Here is a 22,113-nt window from a genome sequence, read left to right on the forward strand (position 1 = left end):
TTATAAAAACTAATAACATGAAAGTATTATTGATAGCTAACTATAAATCAAGTATTGGTGGCATATCCGGACAGGTTGAACTGTTATATAAAAAACTTTTGAAAGAGGGGGTTACTGCCCGAATCTTTTCAATGAAGTATAATTCTTTTGTTAGATTATTCCTGCCATTAAGGTTGATATTTGTCGGTTATAGATATGACGTTTTCCATATTCATGCCTGTTCCCATTGGGGGTTCTTGCCGGCAATAGCAGGAATCATGATAGGTAGATTGTTAAATAGAAGAATTATTTTAACTTATCATGGTGGAGAAGCAGATGTTTTTTTTAAAAGGCATCCAGTATTGGTGAATTATTTTTTACGTAAAACAGATGTAAATATCGTATTATCCGGATTTATAGCTTCTATATTTGAAAAACACCGTATACCTTACCGGATTGTTTCCAATATCTTAGAGTTAGATAACAAGTATTTTAGAGAACGTACTGCCGTTCGTCCTTGTTTCATTAGCATTCGTACACTTTCGCCGACTTATAATATAGGATGTATTATCAAAGCTTTTGAAATTGTACAGAAACAAATACCTACATCCGAACTGTATATTGTCGGAGATGGATGCAGCAGGAAAGAATTGGAGTTTATGGTTGAGCAAAAAGGTATAAAGAATATATGCTTTTGTGGGCATGTGGATAATTGTGAGATATACTCCTATCTTAATAAAGCCGATATATTTATTTCTTCTCCGGTAATCGATAACCAACCGATGTCTGTCTTGGAAGCATTTAATGCAGGTTTACTAGTTATATCGAGTAATGTGGGAGGTGTACCGTATATGATAGAAAATGGTAGGACAGGATTACTATTTGAAAGTGATAATTTTATTGAGCTATCGGGAAAAATGCTTTGGGCAGTGAATAATCAAGAGAGGGTATTAAAGATGACGAGAGAGGCTTATAAAAGTCTATCTTATTATTCGTGGGAAAATATAAAATCCAATCTATTATTATTTTACGAAAAATGACGTTTTGATATAAAGCATTTATAGTGCGTGAAATTTGACATATAATAATTATTAGAAGTTGTTTAATAGAAATATGCTTATGAGTTTATATAGTAAAATAGACAGGTATGTACTATTACCTGTTGCGGCTAAAATACAAAAAAGCGACATATTAAAGGAATATGTACGTCTAAAACGGACTGATTGGTATTCTGAGGAACAATTGATGAATTTGCAAAATGAAAAATTGAAGCGTTTAATTCATCATTGTTATATGAATGTCCCTTATTACACCAAACTTTTTGATAAACTTAATTTAAAACCAGAAGACATAAAATGCCGTGCTGATTTAGCAAAACTTCCGATTTTGACAAAACAGATAATCAGGGATAATTATGACGATATGATTAGTTTGGATGTTTCTCAACGCAAAGCTCATAAAGAAACCTCTGGTGGAAGTACGGGAATACCACTAAATTTTATGACGGATAAGGCAACATGGGGAATCAGGTGGTCATCTTCATTCAGAGCCTGGGAGTGGTATGGTTTTTCTTTAGGTGAAAAAATTTTCACACTTGGTGGTAATTCATTGGTAAAGACAAAGGCAGAGAGGAATAAACTTACTAAAAAAGATATTTTTGATAAGTTTATAATGAATAATTTAAAGTGTGATTGTTCGGATATGTCTAATAAGGGGATTCGTAAGATTTATGAAAAATTGATGAATTATCATCCAAAAGTTATTCGTGGCTATCCGGCAGCTATTTATAATCTAAGTAAGTTCATAGAAGAAAATAAATTAGCTATTCCTAAAATTCGTATGGTGTTGACAACAGGAGAAATGTTATTACCACAACACCGATACACTATACAAAAAGTATTCCACGTACCTGTATATGACCAATACGGAGCAGGAGACGGAGGAGTAGTATCCCATGAATGTTATATGCACGAAGGATTACACATAACCGAGGAGCAGTGTATAGTTGAAATAGTAGATAAAGGAGGTAATATAGTAAAAAATGGAAATCCAGGATTTGTGATAACAACCGACTTAAATAATTATGTGTTTCCTTTTATCCGATACCAGATAGGAGATATGGCAACAATAAAAAAGCAAAAATGTTCGTGTGGACGTTCCTCTCGCTTGATAGAACATATCGTAGGTAGAACAGGGAAAACTTTGTTTAATAAACAAGGTCACCCCTTTACCTCTATAGTTATAGATAATATGATGTTTAAAAATATGGATTACCATAAAGCAGAACATGCAGAGCTTTATCAAAAAATAGACCAATTTCAAGTCCGTCAAGATAGTTCGGGAGATATATGTATACTGATTAAACCTAAAAACGAAAATGAGCCCATATCCACATTTGATTATGTAGTTGATAATTTTGCTAAAAACTTTCCGGATTCAAAGATTGAACTGAATTTTGTTGCAGAAATTCCTAAAATGCCTTCTGGAAAGGATGATTATTGTGTTTCGGAATATGACTTTTCTGGAAAATAAATTTTATTATATCTAAAATTATAAGATACATATAAAAAGAGAAGTGGTAGTTATTTTTTGCAAAACACCTATCACTTGCTCGTTATGTTTTGTTGTATTAAACACAGAGATTGTATTAGAAACAGAAGGGAAGGTACTATTTATCAAAAATAAGTGTTCACCGCAAACTCGAATTGTTCCATAAATATTCTCTTAAAAGCAGAAATGTTATTTTGTTCATAGAAAATAAGCATTGCTTTTTTGTAATCGATAGAATCGACAGTCCTGAACGAAATGGGACAATATGAATTGGCAATCAGCAATGAGTTGCTTACGATACGTGCAGTTCTTTTGTTGCCGTCGGTAAATGGTTGTATGTATGATAATAGAACCAGTGCTAACAATGCTTTCTCAAAAACGCAGGATTTGGCGTTAATCAGTTTACAGGTATCCTGCATCGCTTCCCTGATTTGAAATTCGTTGTCGAGCGGACGATAGTTAGTGCCGGTGATGCCGACACGACGGGAACGGATATTCCGGTCTACATTCAAATTATCGGTCAGAATACTATGAATGTCTTCGATATGGCTTATGGTTAGGGTCTCTAAATAATCCGGTTCTTGAAGTATGAATTTTAAGGCTTCTTTATGATTGAGCAGCATAATGGCTTCTTCCTTGCTTTTGCCTTTTGCTTCTTCACGTTCGGTCAACAAGCGTTCTGTTTCAAGCAAGGAGTATGTATTGCCTTCTATCTGTGAGGATTTCCAGCTTAAGTCTATGCCTAACCGCTCCATTTCTTTAGCATATTCGAGGGGGGACAATTGGGATATATTCTTTGTAAATGTTGCTTGCAAACCGTTTAAATGATGAAGTTCTTCATCGGAAAACAGAATGACACGAGGTAATATATTCTGAATCAATTCGAAATTGAATCCTTGCTGTATGGTACGTTCATCGATTTCTTTCTCAAAATAAGTGTCGATATCAAACGTCATCAGCACATGGGCTTGCGGAGTAATGCTATACTTCGTGGCTTTTCCTTTTCCGGTGACATGAATAAGCTTCTGTTCCACAGCTTCGGATATTGCCCGTTTAAGGGTGGCGGGACTTGCTTTGATTGCAATACCGTCGGTAATCTCGCTTCTGGAAGATTCTGGATGATAATGAAGGTATTCAAGTATTTCGCTATGCAATTTCATGATGATATAGTGTTGATTCGGCTCAAATATACGATAAAAATTAATAAATACAGCTCAATGTGAGCCGAAAAACCGGAATTTAAGAGGAATCATGAGCCGAATGAGTGATTTTATTCTGTTTTGTACCAAATATGCTAAAGTAAAATGAATGATATAGTAATTGATAAAAGGATATATACATAATAGGGCTAATTTGCTGCTAACAAGTATGATGTTAGTTTAAATAAGTCAGACAATATTATATGAAATATTTAGAATAGTCAAATTATAAAAGATAGAATAATGAACATTTCATTTTTTGGATTAGGTTATGTAGGGTGTGTAGGCATGGGATGCTTAGCGCAGAATGGGCATAAGGTTATCGGGGTAGATATTTCTCCTGAAAAAATAAAAAATATAAATGAAGGAATACCTACAATTGTGGAAGTGGGAATAGGCGAAATCATCAAAGAACAACATTTACAAGGGAGAATCAGTGCTACACATGACTATATGGAGGCTGTGAAAGAAAGTGATATCTCTTTTGTATGCGTAGGTACTCCTTCTACTAACAAAGGACATTTGGACTTGAGTTATATCTATCAGACTGCTAAAGAAATAGGAGAGGCCTTGAAAGAGAAAAACGGGTTTCATGTTATTGTTATCAGGTCAACCGTATTTCCCGGTACGAATAAAAAAGTAAGCGAAATAATAGAAGGAATATCCGGAAAAACGAGGAATGTGCATTTTGCTGTTGTATCTAATCCTGAATTCCTAAGAGAAGGAACAGCCGTAAAGGATTACATGAACCCACCGTTGACTGTAATAGGTACGGATTGTGAAAAGGCACGGGATATTATGACGGAGTTGTATGCTCCTATGGCTGCACCCCTCGAAATAGTCCCTATAGAAGTTGCTGAAATGATAAAGTATGTAAACAACTCTTATCATGCTCTCAAAGTGGTTTTTGCTAATGAAATAGGAAGGATATGCAAATCGTGTGGAATTGATTCGCATGAGGTGATGCGTATTTTCTGTATGGATAAGCAGCTTAATATCTCTCCTTACTATTTTAAACCGGGATTTGCATACGGCGGCAGTTGTTTGCCTAAAGACTTAAAGGCTTTGAAAACAATGGCTCATGATTTGTATGTGGAAGCTCCGGTTTTGAATGCCATAGAAAACAGTAACCAATATCATATAGAAAATACCATAGAATGGATTCAAACTATAGGATATAAGAAAATCGGTGTATTAGGATTGAGTTTCAAAGCGGGAACGGACGATATGAGAAATAGTCCTATTATAAATGTAATAGAAACATTGCATGGTAAAGGGTACGAGATTAAAATCTATGATAAAAATGTTTCTCTGGCTCGTTTGATTGGGAAAAATAAAAGTGTAATTACCGAAAAACTGCCACATCTGAATAGTATGTTACAGGACGATATGGAGTCTTTGGTAAAATGGGCAGAGATTATCATTATTGCTAATAGTGACGAGGCTTTTAAGGCTATAAAAATAAGAAAAGGGCAAACGGTAATTGACCTGGTCAGGATAAAGGAATTGGAGGGTGAGAATGGTTATAAAGGAATCTGTTGGTAGGAAAAAGGTACATGTATGGTTTGATATATGCCATACTCCGCAATACAATTTCTATAAGAATCTTATTATTCGTTTGGCTGAAGAAGGCCATTTGGTATATATCACAGTTTTGAATAGGGGGAAGATGCCCTTGATAATTCAAAAAGAGTTGATTGCATATCCTACAATAAAGATTTATATTATAGGAAAGCATAGGCTCGTTAAATGGTCGGCTATAATCGATGCTAATTTAATACGGATTGTCAAACTGTTTTTATGGTCATTGAATAAGCGGATAGATATATCCTATTCCAATGCTTTTTTGAGTGCCCTTATAGGAAAAGTAAGAGATTTTCCTACATTTACATTCGACGACGACCCGCAGACACTTGCTTTTAAACCTAAAATGTGGTTTTCGAAGATATCTCATTACTGTCTTTACGAACTTCCGCCCGGTTATACTTTGTCGTCCAAGGTAAAAGTTCTGCCAGTCCTTAAAGAATGGGCATATCTGGCTCCGAATGTTTTTGTACCAGATATGAAATTTTTGGATAAATATAAACTGAAACCTAAAGAATATTTTTTTGTAAGGGAGGTATCGGTAGGTACGGTTAATTATGCGGGACAGAGTGCGGGGGCTGTTATGGATATTGCCTCAAAAATACCTCAAGATAAGAAAGTGTTGTTCTCTTTGGAAGATAAATCTATAAAAGATATGTATCCTAAGGACTGGATACTGTTGGAAGAACCGGTTGAGGGTATTCATTCTCTTATCTATTATAGTTGCGCTTTAATATCTTCGGGAGATAGCATGGCGCGTGAAGCTGCTTTATTGGGGGTTCCCTCATATTATTTAGGAATTAGATATGATATGCCGGCGAACTATGCTGCTTCTCGATTGGGAGTGCTACACAATCGAAAAAGTATGGATTTTGAAGAATGGATAGAATGTTTTAAAGCCAATTTGAGTTATAAGAAAGAACAGGAAAATATTCGAGGCACTATAAACCGCTTATTTATAGATATAAATGAGTATATGTATTCATTTGTAAATGAGCTTGAAAAAAGGAGAGAATAATGGGTTCGCATTTAAAATCATTAAACAAAGAATGTGATAAAAAAAGTACTCGTAGCTTTTATGCGCTGAAAAAATAAAAAACAATCGATAAAATAATATGGTAAAGAACATGAAGAAGTGGGGATGTATAGCCTTCGTGCTATGTGTCCTGGCAGGCTGTGCGTCTCAAAAACAGATTTCGTACCTGCAAAATGTGCCGGATGACTATCGGCAAAAGATAACACAGGATTATGACCTTAAGATTCATCCGGATGATTTGCTTTCTATCATGGTGAACAGCAAAGACCCCGAACTGGCACAGATGTTCAACCTGCCAATGGTGAGTTACCAGATTGCCAACAGCAATACCGGATATGCAGGGGGACAGAATAGAGTACTGGGCTATCTGGTGGATAAAGAGGGGTACATCGACTTCCCGCAGTTGGGAGTTATCAAGGTACAAGGGATGACACGTACCGAATTGACAAAATATATCAAAAACCAATTGATAGAAAAGGGGCTGATGAAAGACCCTATCGTAACCATTCAATTCTTGAACTTCAAAGTGTCGGTATTGGGAGAAGTGAACCGGCCGGGTACATTCGAAATTACCAGCGACCGCATTACCTTGCTGGACGCATTGAGTCTTGCAGGCGACTTGACCGTTTACGGGCAGCGCGAAAACGTAAAGGTTATCCGGGAAGAAAACGGAGAACGGGTAGTGGCTTCGCTGGATTTGCGAAATAAAGATTTATTATCGTCTCCTTATTATTACCTGCAACAGAACGACGTAGTATATGTAGAACCTAATAAGGTAAAGGCGGGGCAACGGGAGATTAACCAGAACAGAACCATAGGCACGTTCGCTTCCATTCTATCGGTAATGGTATCCTTGGCAGTGCTTATATTCAAATAAAAAAACAGTAAAGAAAAAAGTTTATGGGAAAAGATAGGTTTGAAGATTTGGACTTCATAGATTTTAATGACAGCCGCCAGCAGGAGAGCACGGTGATTGCCGATATGTTGTCGGCGGTGTATCGCAACCGGAAATGGTTCATCTTGTCCGTGGTGGTGTGTGTCTTGATAGGTTTTCTGTATCTGAAAAGTTCCCCGAAAATATTTCTGCGTACTGCCACCGTACTGGTGAAGGACGAGCAGAAAGGCGGGGGTGTCAATGGTGCGGCGGCCTTTCAGGATTTATTCTCTCTGGGCGGCAGCACGGTAGATAATGAGGTGGGCATCTTTAAAAGCAAGCGGCTGATGCGGACAGTAGTCGAGACGCTGCATCTGAATGTAAGTTATAAAGAGTGGGACGGGTTGAGGAAGAAGGAACTTTACACCTCTACGCCGTTTACCGTTAATTTTCTCGATGCAGACCCCGCACAAAAGATAAGCCTTACCGTTACGATGACGGATAACGGAAAGGTGACCTTGACGGACATGGTTCTGCAAAACGAGCTGGAAGAAGAGGAATTCGACGAAAGCCTGACCGTACAACCGGGGGATACGGTGAATACTCCGGTAGGAAAGATTGCAGTGCAGCCTACGTTGTTTACGAACGAGAGTTATATAGGCAAATCGGTCTATGTGGCAAAAGGAAATTTGAAGGAGGTAGCGGAGGAGTACAACAAGGCTCTGAACGCGGGAGTGACGAACAAGCAGTCGTCGTTGATAGCCCTGAGCATAGAGGACGAGAATGTGCAGCGGGCGGAGGATTTGCTGAATACGCTGATTGAGGTTTATAAGAACGATGCTATCGAGGACAAAAACAGGATTGTGATAAATACAGCCAAATTCATAAACGATAGGTTGGAAATCATAGAAGCCGACTTGGCTACCGTGGATGCGGAAATAGAGAATTATAAGAAAAAGAATAAACTGACGGATATTGCCTCGGAAAGTGCCTTGTACCTGCAAAGTTCGAGCATGCTGGACACGGAAGGGTTGAGTGTGGAAAACCAACTGAACATGGCGCAGTACATGAAGGAGTATTTGCAGGATAACTCGAAAACGACAGACCCTATTCCTGCCAGTATCGGGATAGACGATATGGGGGTGCAGAACCTGATTATGGAGTACAATACGGTGTTGACGCGGAGGAATAAGCTGATAGCCAACAGCAGTGAGGGCAACCCGCTCGTGCGGGACTTGAACGGTACGCTGATGTCCATGCGTCTGTCTATCGCGAAGGCTGTGGACAACCTGATAGCGAACCTGGAGATACAGGCAGCCAATATGAAGAACAAGGAGCGCGAGAACAGCGATAAGATAGCGTTCGTGCCTACCCAACTGAAATATGTGGTAAGCATCGAACGGCAACAGAAGATAAAGGAGGAGTTGTATTTGTTCCTGCTGAACAAGAAGGAGGAGAATGAACTCCATCTTTCTATTACGGAGAGTAATTGCCGCATCATAGACTCGGCGGAAGGAGTGGACTTACCGGTTGCTCCCAAGAAGGCGCAGGTGATACTGATTTCTTTGCTGGCGGGAATCATGCTGCCCGCCTTGTGGATTTATATCCGTTCGCTGCTCAATACCAGCGTGCATACGAAGAAGGAGCTGAAAACGGGTGTGAGTATTCCTTTCCTGGGTGAAGTGCCGCTCGAGAAGAGCAAGCACGAGAAGGATATCGTAGTGCAGGAGGGCAGTAGGGAGAGCATCTGCGAGGCGTTCAAGATAGTACGCGATAACCTGGACTTTATGGATACGGAGAAGAAAACGGCAGGAAAGGTGGTGCTGGTAACTTCTGCCAATCCCGATTCGGGAAAGACCTTTATCACGCTGAACCTGGCTATGAGTATGGCGTTGGCTAATGTAAGGGTGGTAATTCTCGATCTGGACTTACGGAAAGGTTCTTTGAGCAAGTGTGTCGGCATAGGAATGAAAAAGATCGGTATATCGAACTACTTGAGCGGCAAGGTGGATGATGTGAAAGAACTGGTACAGGTTTGCGGGGAAGATAGCCGGCTACACATCATTACTTCGGGAGCGTTGCCGCCCAATCCTGCGGAATTGCTGAAAAGCGGCAGGCTCGACCGGCTGATAGAGGAGCTGAAAAAGAACTATGATTATATCCTGCTGGATAATCCGCCTTATGGCATAGTGGCGGATACGCAGTTATGCGGACGGCTGGCAGACCAGACGATTTATGTGGTGCGCTCAGGCTTATTCGACAAACGGATGTTACCGGAATTGCAGGAGCTGTATGATTCGGGAAAGATGAAGAATATGAGTCTCTTGCTGAACGGAATAGATTATGTAAAGACGGGTTATGGCTACGGTTACGGGTATGGTTACGGCAATTACGGGAACGATGAGGAGCGGAAGAACAAGAAGCCGCTGTACAAGAGGATATTCGGGATTTAAACGATAAGTGTATGTTTTTCTTACGGCATAAAAAGCGGCTGGCGGATACCGGCTTTTTTAGGGGCTTTGTGGATAGCCACAGCCATATCCTTCCGGGGGTGGACGACGGCATAAAGACGATAGAGGAGTCTTTGGAGGTGTTGGCGCACTTCGATTCGCTCGGGGTGAAGAAGGTGAGGTTGACACCTCATGTGATGAACGGCGTGGAGCATTGGGAGGATGTGTTGCAGGCTTTCGATACGTTGCGCAGGCGTTATACCGGAGAAATCGCGCTCGAGCTGGGGGCTGAATATATGCTGGATTCCGGTTTCCAGAAGAGGCTTGAAAAGGGAGTGCAGCCTTTGTATGGGGATTGTATGTTGGTAGAGACGTCTTATTTTTCTCCTCCAAATAACCTGGACGAGTTGTTGTACAATGTGTCGCTTGCCGGATATACTCCGGTGATTGCGCATCCCGAACGTTATCTTTATATGAGGTACAGCGATTATTGCGAGCTTAAGAACAAGGATTGCCTGTTACAGTTAAATTTACTTTCGCTTTCCGGCTATTATGGAAAACAGGTGATGAAAAAAGCTGAATCCTTACTGGAAAAAGGTATGTATAATATGGTAGGGACGGATTTGCATAATCTGGAAACCTTCAGGAAATGGATAGAGAATGTGAGACTGACAGATAAGCAGACAAAGGAAATTATGTCTCTTCGCTGATTCTCAAAGCCCGCAATGAGCTAAGGAAGCCCCGGAAGCCTGTGTAAACCGCAGGATTCCGGGGCTTCCGCAGTTTTGGGAGTATTTAGAGTTTTCTATCAAATTTGTGAGAGTTGTTTTGATATATTTCCGTATCTTTGCCCCATTATTGAATATTGAACCAACGAATTTTAAGAACCGGACATGATAAAAAGAGTCGTAAAAGTCCTTTGGATTTTCATAGCACTGATAGCATTGACATGCGTTATTATTTTCTTCTCGATAGCAAAAGGTTGGATTGGCTATATGCCGCCTGTGGAAGACCTGGAAAATCCCAATTATAAATTTGCAACGGAAATCTTCTCGGAAGACGGAAAAGTTCTGGGTACTTATTCTTATAGTAAGGAGAACCGCGTTTTTGTGGGATATAACGATTTGTCCCCCCATATCATCAATGCGCTGATCGCGACGGAAGACGTACGTTTCGCCGAACATTCGGGTATTGACGCCATCGCGCTGTTCCGCGCCGTGGTGAAGCGGGGAATCCTGATGCAGAAGAATGCCGGCGGCGGCAGCACCATCAGCCAGCAGCTTTCCAAGCAGCTCTATTCTCCGAGCGCCGATAACATTATGGAGCGTCTGTTCCAAAAACCCATCGAATGGGTTATCGCCGTGAAACTGGAACGCTATTATACCAAAGAGGAGATTCTTACGATGTATCTCAACAAGTTCGACTTCCTGAACAATGCGGTAGGTATAAAAACCGCCGCTTATACTTACTTCGGTTGCGAGCCGAAAGAATTAAAGATAGAGGAAGCCGCCACGCTGGTGGGTATGTGCAAGAATCCGTCGCTTTACAATCCGGTACGTTATAACGAACGCTCGCGCGGACGCCGCAATGTGGTGCTCGACCAAATGCGCAAGGCCGGATATATCACCGTTGAGGAACGCGACTCTTTGCAGGCTTTGCCCCTGAAACTGTCCTATCATCGCGTAGACCATAACGAGGGGCTTGCAACGTATTTCCGCGAATATCTGCGCGGCGTACTGAATGCCAGGAAACCCGACAAATCGGATTACCGGGGCTGGCAGATGCAGAAGTATTACGAGGATTCGCTCGACTGGGAAACAAACCCTCTGTACGGCTGGTGCGAAAAGAATACGAAGAAAGACGGAAGCAAATACAACCTGTATACGGACGGGCTGAAAATCTATACCACGATTGATTCCCGCATGCAGAAATATGCGGAGGACGCCGTGACCGAGCATCTGAAAGAATTGCAGGGTTACTTCTTCAAGGAGAAAAAAGGCGCTAAAAAAGCGCCCTATACTTTCCGTCTGACGCAGGAGCAGGTGGACGAAATCCTGGGACGCGCCATGAGGCTGTCCGACCGTTACCGCATCATGAAGAACGCCGGAGCTTCCGAGGCGGAAATCAAGAAAGCGTTTGATACGCCCGAGCAAATGTCCGTATTCAGTTGGGGCGGCGAGAAAGATACGGTAATGACGCCGATGGACTCCATACGTTATTACAAGTTCTTCCTGCGTGCCGGATTCATGTCGATGGACCCTCGCAACGGTCATGTAAAAGCGTATGTAGGCGGGCCTAACCACCATTACTTCAAGTATGACATGGCCATGGTGGGACGCCGCCAAATCGGTTCTACCATGAAGCCTTATGTGTACTCGCTGGCCATGGAGAACGGTTTTTCTCCTTGCGATCAGGCGCGTCACGTGGAATATACGTTGATAGACGAAAACGGAAAACCCTGGACACCGCGTAACGCCAACAAAAAACGCTACGGCGAAATGGTGACGGTGAAGTGGGGACTGGCGAATTCGGACAACTGGATTACGGCCTATCTGATGAGCAAACTGAACCCGTATGAATTGAAACGGCTGGTACACAGTTTCGGTGTGCGCAATCGCGACATCGTGCCTTCGGTATCTCTCTGTCTCGGCCCTTGCGAAATATCCGTAGGCGAGATGGTGAGCGCTTACACCGCATTCCCCAATAAGGGTATTCGTGTAGCGCCGCTGTTCGTAACCCGTATTGAGGATAACGACGGTAATGTACTGGCTACATTCTCGCCGGAAATGCAGGAAGTAATCAGCGCATCCAGCGCTTATAAGATGCTGGTGATGCTGCGTGCGGTAGTCAATGAAGGTACCGGCGGACGTGTTCGCCGCCTGGGTGTGAAGGCCGATATGGGCGGCAAGACCGGAACGACCAACTTTAACGCCGACGGCTGGTTCATGGGCTTTACGCCTTCGCTGGTGTCCGGTTGCTGGGTGGGCGGCGAAGACCGTGATATTCACTTTGATACGATGCTGCACGGACAAGGCGCTTCCATGGCATTGCCTATCTGGGCTAAATATATGGTGAAAGTGCTTGGCGACAAATCGCTGGGATATGACGAAAACGAGACTTTCCAACTGCCCGAAGGTTTCGACCCGTGCAAGGACAGCGACTATGAGGATGCGGAACCTGCATCGGAAATAGGATTGGACGATTTGTTTAATTGAGAACCGGATAACAGAAATGGTGTATACAATCTGCATCGGCAGTAACGAGCACCGGAAAGATAATCTGGCATTGGCGCGTAAAAGGCTGTCGGAACTTTTTCCGGATATTCGCTTTTCGGCAGAGGCGGATACGAAACCGTTGTTTTTCCGGCGGCAGGCGTTGTTTACCAATCAGGTGGCACGTTTCATATCCGATTATGACGCCGATGAAGTCATACTCCGTTTGAAAAATATAGAACGGGAAGCCGGAAGAACGCCCGAAGAGAAGGAACAGGAGATTGTGCGCCTCGATATCGACTTGCTGGCCTGTGATAGCAAGGTGTATAAACCCGAAGATTGGAAACGGGACTATATTGTCCGTGGATTGGAAGAACTATAAAGTATTAACGATATGAAATTTCTGGGAATCATTCCTGCCCGTTACGCATCTACGCGTTTCCCGGCCAAACCTTTGGCTTTGTTGGGTGGAAAAACCGTTATTCAGCGGGTGTATGAACAAGTGGCCGGTGTTTTGGACGACGCTTACGTGGCTACCGACGACGAGCGCATCGAAGCTGCCGTAAAGGCGTTCGGCGGAAAAGTCGTGATGACGTCCGTACATCATAAAAGCGGTACCGACCGTTGTTATGAGGCCTGTACCAAAGTAGGGGACGGATTTGATGTGGTGGTAAACATTCAGGGTGACGAACCTTTTATACAACCGTCACAACTGGAAACCGTAAAGGCTTGCTTCGACGACCCGTCCACGCAGATTGCCACCTTGGTAAAACCTTTCACGGCGGATAACGGCTTTGAGGCATTGGAGAACGTCAATTCTCCGAAAGTGGTACTCAACAAGAACATGAACGCCCTTTATTTCAGCCGTTCCATTATTCCGTACCAGCGTAATGCGGAAAAACGGGAGTGGCTGAAAAATCACACTTATTACAAACACATCGGTTTGTATGCCTATCGGGTGGAAGTACTGAAAGAGATAACTTCGCTTCCCCAGTCCTCGCTCGAACTGGCGGAATCGCTGGAGCAGTTGCGTTGGCTGGAGAACGGTTATACCATTAAAGCCGGCATTACCGAAGTGGAGACAATCGGCATCGATACGCCGCAGGATTTGGAGCATGCGGAACGCTTCCTGCAAGCTCAAAACGTTCAATGAATAGTTGACTGATGATGCTTTTGGACAGAACCAACCAACCTAAAGTAAGGGATATCGAGCATTTGGCCGTACAAATGCCCCGTCGCTCCGTCATGCCCAACGGCGTACTTTTGAACGTTCTCGATTCCGGCGATAATGAAGTGGTACGCATAGACCTGCTGATGGAAGGCGGACGCTGGCAGCAGTCGCAACCGTTGCAGGCTCTGTTCACCAACCGTATGCTGCGTGAAGGAACGCTGCGGTACGGCGCTTTGGAAATAGCGGAGAAGCTGGACTATTACGGCGCATGGCTGGAACTGTCCAGCGCATCGGAATATGCCTACATCACGCTTTATTCGTTGAATAAATACCTGCCGCAGACTTTGGAGATACTGGAGTCTATCGTGAAAGAACCAGTATTTCCGGAGAAGGAGTTGGGCATTATCATAGATAATAATATCCAGCAGTTCATGGTCAATTCGTCCAAAGTGGATTTTCTGGCGCACCGGGCGTTGATGAAAGCGGTGTATGGCGAAGCGCATCCCTGCGGGCGGCTGGTGCAGAAAGAGGATTATAACCGGATAAACCCTGCCGTGCTCAGGGAGTTCTACGACCGGCATTATCATTCGCGGAACTGCACGATTTACGTTTCCGGAAAAGTGAGCGATGATTGTGTGCGGCGGATAGAGGATTTGTTCGGCAGGGAAGCGTTCGGCAAGGATTTCCGCAAACCGGAAAGGAGAGACTTTATTCCGGTTTCTTCCGCAGACAAACGGATTTTTGTGGAATATGCGGATGCCATGCAGAGCGCGGTGCGCATGGGCATGCTTTCCTTGGAGCGCAATCATCCCGATTATTTGAAGACACGGGTGATGGTGACGCTGTTCGGCGGGTATTTCGGAAGCCGCCTGATGTCTAACATCCGTGAGGAAAAAGGATATACTTACGGTATTTCCGCAGGTATCGTGCCCTATCCGGGAAAAGGGATGCTGGTTGTAAATACGGAAACGGCAAACGAGTTTGCAGAGCCTCTTATTCGGGAAGTTTATCACGAAATAGACTGCCTGCAGAATGATTTGGTACCGGAAGAGGAGTTGTCTATGGTAAAGAATTATATGCTGGGCGAGATGTGCCGCAGCTATGAATCGGCGTTTTCGCTGGCAGACGCGTGGATGTTCGTTCAGGTTTCGGGCTTCGGTGATACCCACTTTGAGGATGCCCTGAATGCGGTTAAGGATATTACCCCCGAAGAAATACGGGAACTTGCCGGACGGCATTTGTGCAAAGAGAAATTAAAAGAAGTCATATCCGGCAAAAAAATGTCATAAAAAGCGGGAAGCGGCTCGTGGTTTTGGCAGATTAATCGTATCTTTGTCAAAATACTAATTAAGTAATCTGTAACCAAAGATGAAATATCTATATACCGCAATCATTCTGTTATACTTATCACAGGGCAGTGCCGCAGCCCAAGAAAAGAGCGGTTTCTTTGATAAAATAAAGGGTACTTTCTCATCGGAAATAAAAATAGGGACGCATACGTTTAAAGACGGTTCCGTATATACCGGCGAGATGAAAGGACGCAAACCCAACGGCAAAGGAAAGACGGTTTTTAAGAACGGCGATGTCTATGAAGGCGAATACGTCAAAGGAAAACGCGAGGGGTACGGCGTCTATACTTTTCCCGACGGCGAGAAGTACGACGGCCAGTGGTTTCAAGACCAGCAGCATGGCAGAGGTATCTATTATTTTATGAACAATAACCGTTACGACGGTATGTGGTACCAGGACTACCAACACGGCAAAGGCACCATGTACTACTATAACGGTGACCTTTACGAGGGCGACTGGATAAACGACAAACGTGAAGGCCAGGGTACTTATACCTGGAAGAACGGTTCCAAATACATCGGCTCGTGGAAAGACGACAAAAAGAACGGTGAGGGTACGTTAATCTGGAATGACGGCTGCAAATACGACGGTCATTGGAAGAATGATGTACGCGACGGCAAAGGTACGTTTGAATATGCCAATGGCGATAAGTATGTAGGCGACTGGAAAGAGGATATGCAGCATGGCAAGGGTATTTACTTTTTCCATACGGGCGACCGCTACGAGGGTTCTTACGTGCAGGGCGAGCGTACCGGCGAAGGCATTTATTATCATGCCAGCGGCAATAAATATGTAGGAAACTTCAAGAACGGCATGCAGGACGGACAGGGTACGTTTACATGGGCCAGCGGTGCCGTATACGACGGACAATGGAAAGATAATCAGCGTAATGGCTATGGCGTTTACAAATGGAACGTCGGCGACTCCTACGAAGGTGAATGGAAAGATAATAAATTCAACGGCCAGGGTACTCTGATTCTTACCGACGGCACAAAATACAAAGGCGGTTTTGTGAACGGACTGGAAGAGGGAAGCGGCGTGCAGGAAGATAAGAACGGAAACCGCTACGAAGGCTTCTTCAAACAAGGCAAGAAAGACGGCCCGTTTGTGGAAACGGACAAGAACGGAAAGCTGATACGGAAAGGAACCTACAAAATGGGACGGTTGAGTAATTGAAAATTGAGAATTAAAAATTAAAAAATAGAGAGGGCTGCGCGATTCGGATGAATATTGCGCAGCCCTTATTTTTTAATTCTCAATTCTTAATTCTTAATTTTCAAATAATGTATTGAGAACTGATGGATTCATTGCTCATCACTCGTCTGATGGTTTCGGCAAACATGTCGGCGATGCTCAATTGCTTAACCTTATCGCACTTCTTGGAGTAAGGAATACTGTCTGTAAATACCATTTCGGTCAGACCGGACTCTTGTACGCGGAATGATGCCGGATCGGACATCACGCAGTGGCTGGCAATGGCACGTACGGATTTGGCGCCTGCTTCCATCATAATGTTGGCAGCTTTGGTAATGGTGCCGGCCGTATCCACAATGTCATCCACCAATACGACATTCTTGTCTTTTACGTCACCGATAATCTGCATGGTGGCAACTACGTTTGCTTTTTCACGTGTTTTGTTGCACAATACCAAAGGTACGCCGAGGTATTTGGAGAATGTGCTGGCACGTTTTGAACCGCCCACGTCGGGAGTTGCGATAACAAGATCATCCAGCTTTAATGATTCGATATAAGGAAGGAATACTGCCGATGCATACAAATGATCAACGGGAATGTTGAAGAAACCTTGAATTTGGTCAGCATGGAGATCCATAGTAATCAAACGGTCGATGCCTGCAACTGAAAGCAGGTCGGCTACCAGCTTGGCGCCGATGGAAACACGAGGTTTGTCTTTTCTGTCTTGACGTGCCCAACCAAAATAAGGAATAACTGCAATTACACTTTTGGCGGATGCTCTTTTGGCCGCATCAACCATCAGCAGAAGTTCCATCAGATTGTCGGAATTAGGGAAAGTGGATTGAACCAGGAATACGTTTGCGCCACGGATGGACTCTTCGTAAGAAACGGCGAATTCACCATCAGCAAAGTGGGTGATATTCATCTTTCCTAGAGGGCAATCAAGGCTGGCGCAGATTTTTTCTGCAAGGTATCTCGAGTTTGTTCCGGAGAATACCATAAAGGGTGCTTTTTCGCTCATTTTGTAATAGATGTTACCTATTTATTAATTTGCATGCAAAGGTATGAATTTCCCGCTACATAATACAAGACTTATTGTAGAAAAAATATTTTTCTTTACCGGATTTATTTGTAGCTTTGCTTTGTGAAATGCCTTTCATCTATATTATTGTCGGTAGGAATGCTATGCCTGGCAGGTACGGCGTTTGTCTCGTGTGTGGGTACGGCTCCTACAAAAGAGGTGCATCTGATTGATTCCTTGAATCAGGTGGCATATACTTATCGTTATAAAAATCTGGACTCGTCGTGTCATGCGGCGTCGAGGGCTTACCGGGAAGTGAGGCTTTACAGACAAGGAAAGGCGGAAGCCTGTAACAATCTGGGATTCTGCGCTTTTATGCGCATGGATTTCGAGCAGGCGGAGAAATACTATCAGGAAGTGTACGGCCTGACAAAGAATGAGTTGGAGCTTCTTATCGCCGATATAGGCTTGATGAAGATTTATCAGCGGACGGCGCTGAACAAGGAGTTTTATGATTACCGCAACAGCGCCGTGCGCCGCATGAAACGTATCGCCGAGGATAATAATCTGTTTGCGGACAGGCATGAACGGATGCGGCTGGCCTACGCCCGGTCGGAGTTCTATATCGTATCTGCCATATATTACTATTATCTGCAGCAGCGGTCGGAAGCTCTGGCGTCCATCGATGAGGTGCCGGAGAACGAGGAGCTGGCAGCGGACACCAACCAGTTATTGTATTATCACTATATAAAGGGTTCGGCTTCTTTGTGTGACGGAGAAACGCCCGACGAGCGTCGTTTAAGGGAGTTTGACGAACTGTACACGACCTGGAGACTAGCTTCCAGAAAAGGGTATCTGTATTTTGAGGGAAACGGCGTACAGGGGTTGGCCAATCTGATGGCTTCGCCGGATAATTATGAATTCTTTCAAGGACGGCGGGCGCATGCGCTGAAGCAGTTCGGCGAGCCGGTGGATTCTTTATTGCCCATGCGGTTGGGGCAATTGGCTTTGGAGAAATTCCGGCAATATAATGACATTTACCAAATTGCGGGCGCGTACGTTTCCATCGGGAAGTATCTGAATGCGCACGGGGAATACGAGCAGGCTCTCGATACGCTGAAACATGCTCTGGAATGTGTAAACGACCATCATCGCCGCTTTTACGATTGCCACGATAGCTTAGACTGGTTGAAGGCTTACGACCGCCGTGATACGATATGCGCGGAGAAGTCGTGGATTCAGCAGAAACTGAAAACCGTTCCCGAATGGATTTCAAGGATACGCGAGCAGTTGAGTGTGACTTACGCCGGGCTGGAAATGAAAGAGTATTCGGATTACAATAGGAATATATATCTGGATATTCTGGAAGATACCCGTCAGGATAAGGAGCTGGAAAGCCGTTATCAGGCGTTGGAGAAAGAGGCGGGACAACTGAACCTGCTGCTTTTCTGTGTGATTACGGGACTTATTTTGGTGCTGGTGTTCTTTTGGTTCTTTAATAAACGCTCCAAACTGCGCAACAGATTACACCTGCACCGCTTGCAGTCCATGCTGGATATTTGTCAGGGAATAACCGCATCCATCCCCGCCGATGCGCAGACTGAGGAAGACATCACGGATGCGATTCTGACGGCTGTACGTCCGGGACTGAAATGCCTGTTCGGTACAGAAGAGGTATGTATCAAAAACAGAGAATTGGTATTCGCACGGCGTATGGGGAAAGACGAGCAGGCTATGGTGCAGGTAATCAACCCCTATATCCAATGGGCGCTGGACAACGGAATGACGTCCATCTCTCTCGGCGAGGAACAGCGCAGGCTGGAAAAGCAACGCTATATCCATGAACAGCATATCGCCGGAAACAAACGGCAGAATCTGATTAAAAAGGCTTGTCTTTCCATTGTCAATGGCATTCATCCTTACATCGACCGTATTCTGAATGAGGTGCATAAGCTGATACGCATGGGATATATCCATGATGAAACTATCAAAAAAGAGAAGTATCAGTATATTGATGAACTTGTCACCACCATTAACGAATATAATGATATTCTGGCTTTGTGGATTAAGATGAAGCAAGGTACGCTGAGCCTGAACATCGAGGCTTTTGAGCTGAATGAACTTTTTGAATTGCTAAGGAAAGGGAACCGGGCTTTCGAGATGAAGCGGCTGGATTTGGAAGTGGAGCCGACCGATACCTGCGTGAAAGCGGACAAGGCCTTGACTCTCTTTATGATAAATACATTGGCCGAGAATGCGCGCAAATATACTCCTAAGGGGGGTAAGGTGAAAATCTACGCCCGTCGGGAGAGTGATTATGTGGAAATATCCGTTGAAGATAACGGCTGCGGTCTGTCTCCGGAAGATGTCGCCCATATCATAGGCGAGAAAGTATATGATTCCAAAGCCATCGGAATGAACGACGCGCCCGACCGGGAAGAATTGCGAAAGAATAAGGGCAGCGGGTTCGGTTTAATGAATTGTAAGGGTATCATTGAGAAATATAAGAAGACGAATCCTATTTTTAATGTGTGCCTGTTCAATGTAGAGAGTACGTTGGGGCAGGGCAGCCGCTTCTATTTCAGGCTGCCGGCAGGAGTACGCAAGGTTTTGACGGTAATGCTGCTTGCATTCTCTTTGGGTATGGTTTCTTGCGGTAAAGCGACAGATAACGATATGCCGAAGGAAACGCTTACCGATTCTCTGACATCGGCCTTGCAGGCAGAATATGAACTTTTACTGAATCGGGCTTCCGACTATGCCAATGAAGCCTATTACTGTAATGTGGACGGTGAATATGCGATGGCTTTGCAATATATAGACTCCGCGATGATTTGCTTGAATGAGCATTACGGAAAGTACGCCGAAGAACCGCGTCGCTATATGGCTTTGGCCGGGGATGACACGCCTGCCGAGCTGGATTGGTGGAATAGGATGTTTAATTCGGACTTTCATGTGATACTGGATATCCGGAACGAGGCAGCAGTTGCTTTTCTCGCTTTGAAGCAGTGGGATGAGTACAGTTACAATAATGCCGCTTATACTACTTTGTACAAGTTGCTGGGCGAAGACCAGTCTTTGGAAAATTTCTGCCGTGAGCTGGAACGCTCTACGAATAATAAGATGGTGAGCATCCTGCTGGTGATTATTTTGCTGGTTACGCTATGTCTGGGGTATTATGTTCTGTATTTCCGCAGGAGATTGGTAAACCGTTGGAACCTGGAACAGGTCTTGGAAATCAACAAGCAGGTGTTTTCCGCTTCTGTAATGCCTGCATCCGAAAACGAGGAGATGCTGCAACGGGAAGAAGATACGCTGAAAGGTATTCCGCAACACATAGCGGATAATGCATTCGACGCGGTTAACGAGTTGTTGGGTATAGAGCGGTTGAGTATTGCGGTGTATAACGAGGCTGCCCATAGGTTGGAGTACGCGTCCAATCCTTTGGAAGGAGCGGCGGAGAATAAATCCGTGTGGAAAGACTTGATGCAACGCTGTTTTGAAGAACAGAGGTATCTGTCGGAAAGTGGAATGCAGGCATTGCCTCTCATTGTGAAAGCCGGAAACTCCAGTCAGTGCATAGGGGTGTTGTGCCTGGTAAGAAGCGAGGCGCAGCAGGAGTCCGACCACTTGTTGCTGGAGCTGATAGCCCGTTACGTTGCGATCGTGATATTCAATGCGGTAGTGAAGCTGGCAACGAAATACCGGGATATCGAGACGGCTCAGGATGAAGCGCGCCGTGCATCGTGGGAAGACAGTGTGCTGCATGTGCAAAATATGGTACTCGACAACTGTTTGTCTACCATCAAGCATGAAACGATTTATTATCCGAACAGAATAAAGCAACTGATAGGCAAACTCCGTTCCGGTGAATTGCCGGAAACGGAAGAGCGGGAAACGGTAACGGCTATCAGCGAACTGATAGAGTATTATAAGGGGGTATTCTCCATTTTGAGCCAATGCGCATCCCGCCAATTGGAAGAGGTTACTTTCAGGCGTACGGTGATTCCTGTTTCCGAGTTATCGGAAGCTGCGGAGAAGTATTTCCGCAAGGCGGGCAGGGGAGTTGCGGCTTCTGTTATTTTCAGTACGGAAACGGTAGACGAATCGGTTGTCGGCGATGTAAACCAATTGCGTTTTCTGTTGGAGAACTTGATTGATGAAGCTTTGTCTGTACCTGTTTCGGGAAAAATCAGCCTGACTTGTGCAGTAGAAGATGATTTTGTGCGTTTTCTTTTTACAGACACGCGGCGGGAGAAGACAAGGGAAGAGCTGAACCAACTGTTTTATCCGAATCTGGCGCGTATGACGGCCGGTGAAAGAGGAGAGTTGCACGGTACGGAGTATCTGCTATGCAAACAGATTATTCGCGACCATGACGAATTCGCCGGAAGAAGAGGATGCCGCATTAACGCGGAACCTGCGGAGAAAGGGGGATTTGCCGTATACTTTACGCTACCCCGTTATCTAAAAAGAATTTAGCCGGGAAGATA

Annotated in this window: 15 protein-coding genes; 13 read left to right on the plus strand and 2 right to left on the minus strand. The window is 44.2% G+C overall.

Features of this window, described 5'->3' with window-relative positions:
- Positions 1-17 precede the first annotated feature (17 nt).
- Together BHV73_RS08565 and BHV73_RS08570 are read left to right on the plus strand one after the other, a co-directional pair.
- Complete coding sequence (locus BHV73_RS08565; RefSeq protein WP_087411914.1) at positions 18-1,019, plus strand: glycosyltransferase family 4 protein; 1,002 nt, start codon at positions 18-20, stop codon at positions 1,017-1,019.
- A gap of 79 nt (positions 1,020-1,098) precedes the next feature.
- Entirely contained in the window at positions 1,099-2,511 is a 1,413-nt protein-coding gene (locus BHV73_RS08570; RefSeq protein ID WP_143269459.1) for a phenylacetate--CoA ligase family protein, read from the plus strand.
- Positions 2,512-2,654: 143 nt separating this feature from the next.
- Here BHV73_RS08570 and BHV73_RS08575 read toward each other — a convergent pair whose 3' ends face one another.
- Complete coding sequence (locus tag BHV73_RS08575) at positions 2,655-3,689, minus strand: Fic family protein (RefSeq protein ID WP_087411916.1); 1,035 nt, start codon at positions 3,687-3,689, stop codon at positions 2,655-2,657.
- A gap of 282 nt (positions 3,690-3,971) precedes the next feature.
- Here BHV73_RS08575 and BHV73_RS08580 point away from each other — a divergent pair, with 282 nt between their 5' ends.
- From BHV73_RS08580 to BHV73_RS08625, 10 genes are all read left to right on the plus strand, one after another.
- The gene (locus BHV73_RS08580; protein ID WP_087411917.1) at positions 3,972-5,273 is read left to right on the plus strand and encodes a UDP-glucose dehydrogenase family protein; all 1,302 of its coding nucleotides are present in this window, start codon (positions 3,972-3,974) and stop codon (positions 5,271-5,273) included.
- A complete protein-coding gene (locus BHV73_RS08585) occupies positions 5,248-6,330 on the plus strand; it encodes a hypothetical protein (RefSeq protein ID WP_087411918.1) in 1,083 nt (360 codons plus the stop codon). The genes BHV73_RS08580 and BHV73_RS08585 overlap by 26 nt, the downstream gene beginning before the upstream one ends.
- Before the next feature lie 97 nt (positions 6,331-6,427).
- Positions 6,428-7,225, plus strand: a complete 798-nt coding sequence (locus tag BHV73_RS08590) for a polysaccharide biosynthesis/export family protein (RefSeq protein WP_087411919.1) — start codon at positions 6,428-6,430, stop codon at positions 7,223-7,225.
- Positions 7,226-7,248: 23 nt separating this feature from the next.
- Entirely contained in the window at positions 7,249-9,675 is a 2,427-nt protein-coding gene (locus BHV73_RS08595) for a GumC family protein (protein WP_286737951.1), read from the plus strand.
- A gap of 11 nt (positions 9,676-9,686) precedes the next feature.
- Entirely contained in the window at positions 9,687-10,382 is a 696-nt protein-coding gene (locus BHV73_RS08600; protein WP_286737953.1) for a tyrosine-protein phosphatase, read from the plus strand.
- A gap of 183 nt (positions 10,383-10,565) precedes the next feature.
- Complete coding sequence (locus BHV73_RS08605; RefSeq protein WP_039950353.1) at positions 10,566-12,887, plus strand: transglycosylase domain-containing protein; 2,322 nt, start codon at positions 10,566-10,568, stop codon at positions 12,885-12,887.
- A 16-nt stretch (positions 12,888-12,903) separates the two neighbouring features.
- A complete protein-coding gene (locus BHV73_RS08610) occupies positions 12,904-13,266 on the plus strand; it encodes a 2-amino-4-hydroxy-6-hydroxymethyldihydropteridine diphosphokinase (protein WP_087411922.1) in 363 nt (120 codons plus the stop codon).
- Between the two features lie 12 nt (positions 13,267-13,278).
- On the plus strand, positions 13,279-14,037 hold the full coding sequence (kdsB, locus tag BHV73_RS08615; protein ID WP_009121008.1) for a 3-deoxy-manno-octulosonate cytidylyltransferase: 759 nt from the start codon (positions 13,279-13,281) through the stop codon (positions 14,035-14,037).
- Between the two features lie 11 nt (positions 14,038-14,048).
- Positions 14,049-15,344 carry a M16 family metallopeptidase gene (locus BHV73_RS08620; protein WP_009121007.1) on the plus strand — a complete coding sequence of 432 codons (1,296 nt, stop codon included), beginning with the start codon at positions 14,049-14,051 and terminating at the stop codon, positions 15,342-15,344.
- A gap of 79 nt (positions 15,345-15,423) precedes the next feature.
- Complete coding sequence (locus tag BHV73_RS08625; RefSeq protein WP_009121006.1) at positions 15,424-16,581, plus strand: MORN repeat-containing protein; 1,158 nt, start codon at positions 15,424-15,426, stop codon at positions 16,579-16,581.
- Positions 16,582-16,681: 100 nt separating this feature from the next.
- Here the strand turns inward: BHV73_RS08625 and BHV73_RS08630 are convergent, their stop codons facing one another.
- Entirely contained in the window at positions 16,682-17,620 is a 939-nt protein-coding gene (locus BHV73_RS08630; RefSeq protein ID WP_009121005.1) for a ribose-phosphate pyrophosphokinase, read from the minus strand.
- Positions 17,621-17,779: 159 nt separating this feature from the next.
- On the opposite strand from BHV73_RS08630, the gene BHV73_RS08635 reads away from it, so the two are divergent.
- Complete coding sequence (locus tag BHV73_RS08635; RefSeq protein ID WP_195621244.1) at positions 17,780-22,102, plus strand: DUF5113 domain-containing protein; 4,323 nt, start codon at positions 17,780-17,782, stop codon at positions 22,100-22,102.
- Positions 22,103-22,113 lie beyond the last annotated feature (11 nt).

It is taken from the genome of Bacteroides sp. 44_46 (genome assembly GCF_001915465.1).
Classification (GTDB): Bacteria; Bacteroidota; Bacteroidia; order Bacteroidales; family Bacteroidaceae; genus Bacteroides; species Bacteroides clarus.

Coding starts and splice junctions, on each gene's coding strand:
- kdsB (WP_009121008.1), top strand. CDS start 13,279: ATGAAATTTCTGGGAATCATTCCTGCCCGTTACGCATCTACGCGTTTC.
- BHV73_RS08635 (WP_195621244.1), top strand. CDS start 17,780: ATGCTATGCCTGGCAGGTACGGCGTTTGTCTCGTGTGTGGGTACGGCT.
- BHV73_RS08595 (WP_286737951.1), top strand. CDS start 7,249: ATGGGAAAAGATAGGTTTGAAGATTTGGACTTCATAGATTTTAATGAC.
- BHV73_RS08580 (WP_087411917.1), top strand. CDS start 3,972: ATGAACATTTCATTTTTTGGATTAGGTTATGTAGGGTGTGTAGGCATG.
- BHV73_RS08590 (WP_087411919.1), top strand. CDS start 6,428: ATGGTAAAGAACATGAAGAAGTGGGGATGTATAGCCTTCGTGCTATGT.
- BHV73_RS08585 (WP_087411918.1), top strand. CDS start 5,248: ATGGTTATAAAGGAATCTGTTGGTAGGAAAAAGGTACATGTATGGTTT.
- BHV73_RS08620 (WP_009121007.1), top strand. CDS start 14,049: ATGATGCTTTTGGACAGAACCAACCAACCTAAAGTAAGGGATATCGAG.
- BHV73_RS08575 (WP_087411916.1), bottom strand. CDS start 3,689: ATGAAATTGCATAGCGAAATACTTGAATACCTTCATTATCATCCAGAA.
- BHV73_RS08570 (WP_143269459.1), top strand. CDS start 1,099: ATGAGTTTATATAGTAAAATAGACAGGTATGTACTATTACCTGTTGCG.
- BHV73_RS08605 (WP_039950353.1), top strand. CDS start 10,566: ATGATAAAAAGAGTCGTAAAAGTCCTTTGGATTTTCATAGCACTGATA.
- BHV73_RS08565 (WP_087411914.1), top strand. CDS start 18: ATGAAAGTATTATTGATAGCTAACTATAAATCAAGTATTGGTGGCATA.
- BHV73_RS08600 (WP_286737953.1), top strand. CDS start 9,687: ATGTTTTTCTTACGGCATAAAAAGCGGCTGGCGGATACCGGCTTTTTT.
- BHV73_RS08610 (WP_087411922.1), top strand. CDS start 12,904: ATGGTGTATACAATCTGCATCGGCAGTAACGAGCACCGGAAAGATAAT.
- BHV73_RS08630 (WP_009121005.1), bottom strand. CDS start 17,620: ATGAGCGAAAAAGCACCCTTTATGGTATTCTCCGGAACAAACTCGAGA.
- BHV73_RS08625 (WP_009121006.1), top strand. CDS start 15,424: ATGAAATATCTATATACCGCAATCATTCTGTTATACTTATCACAGGGC.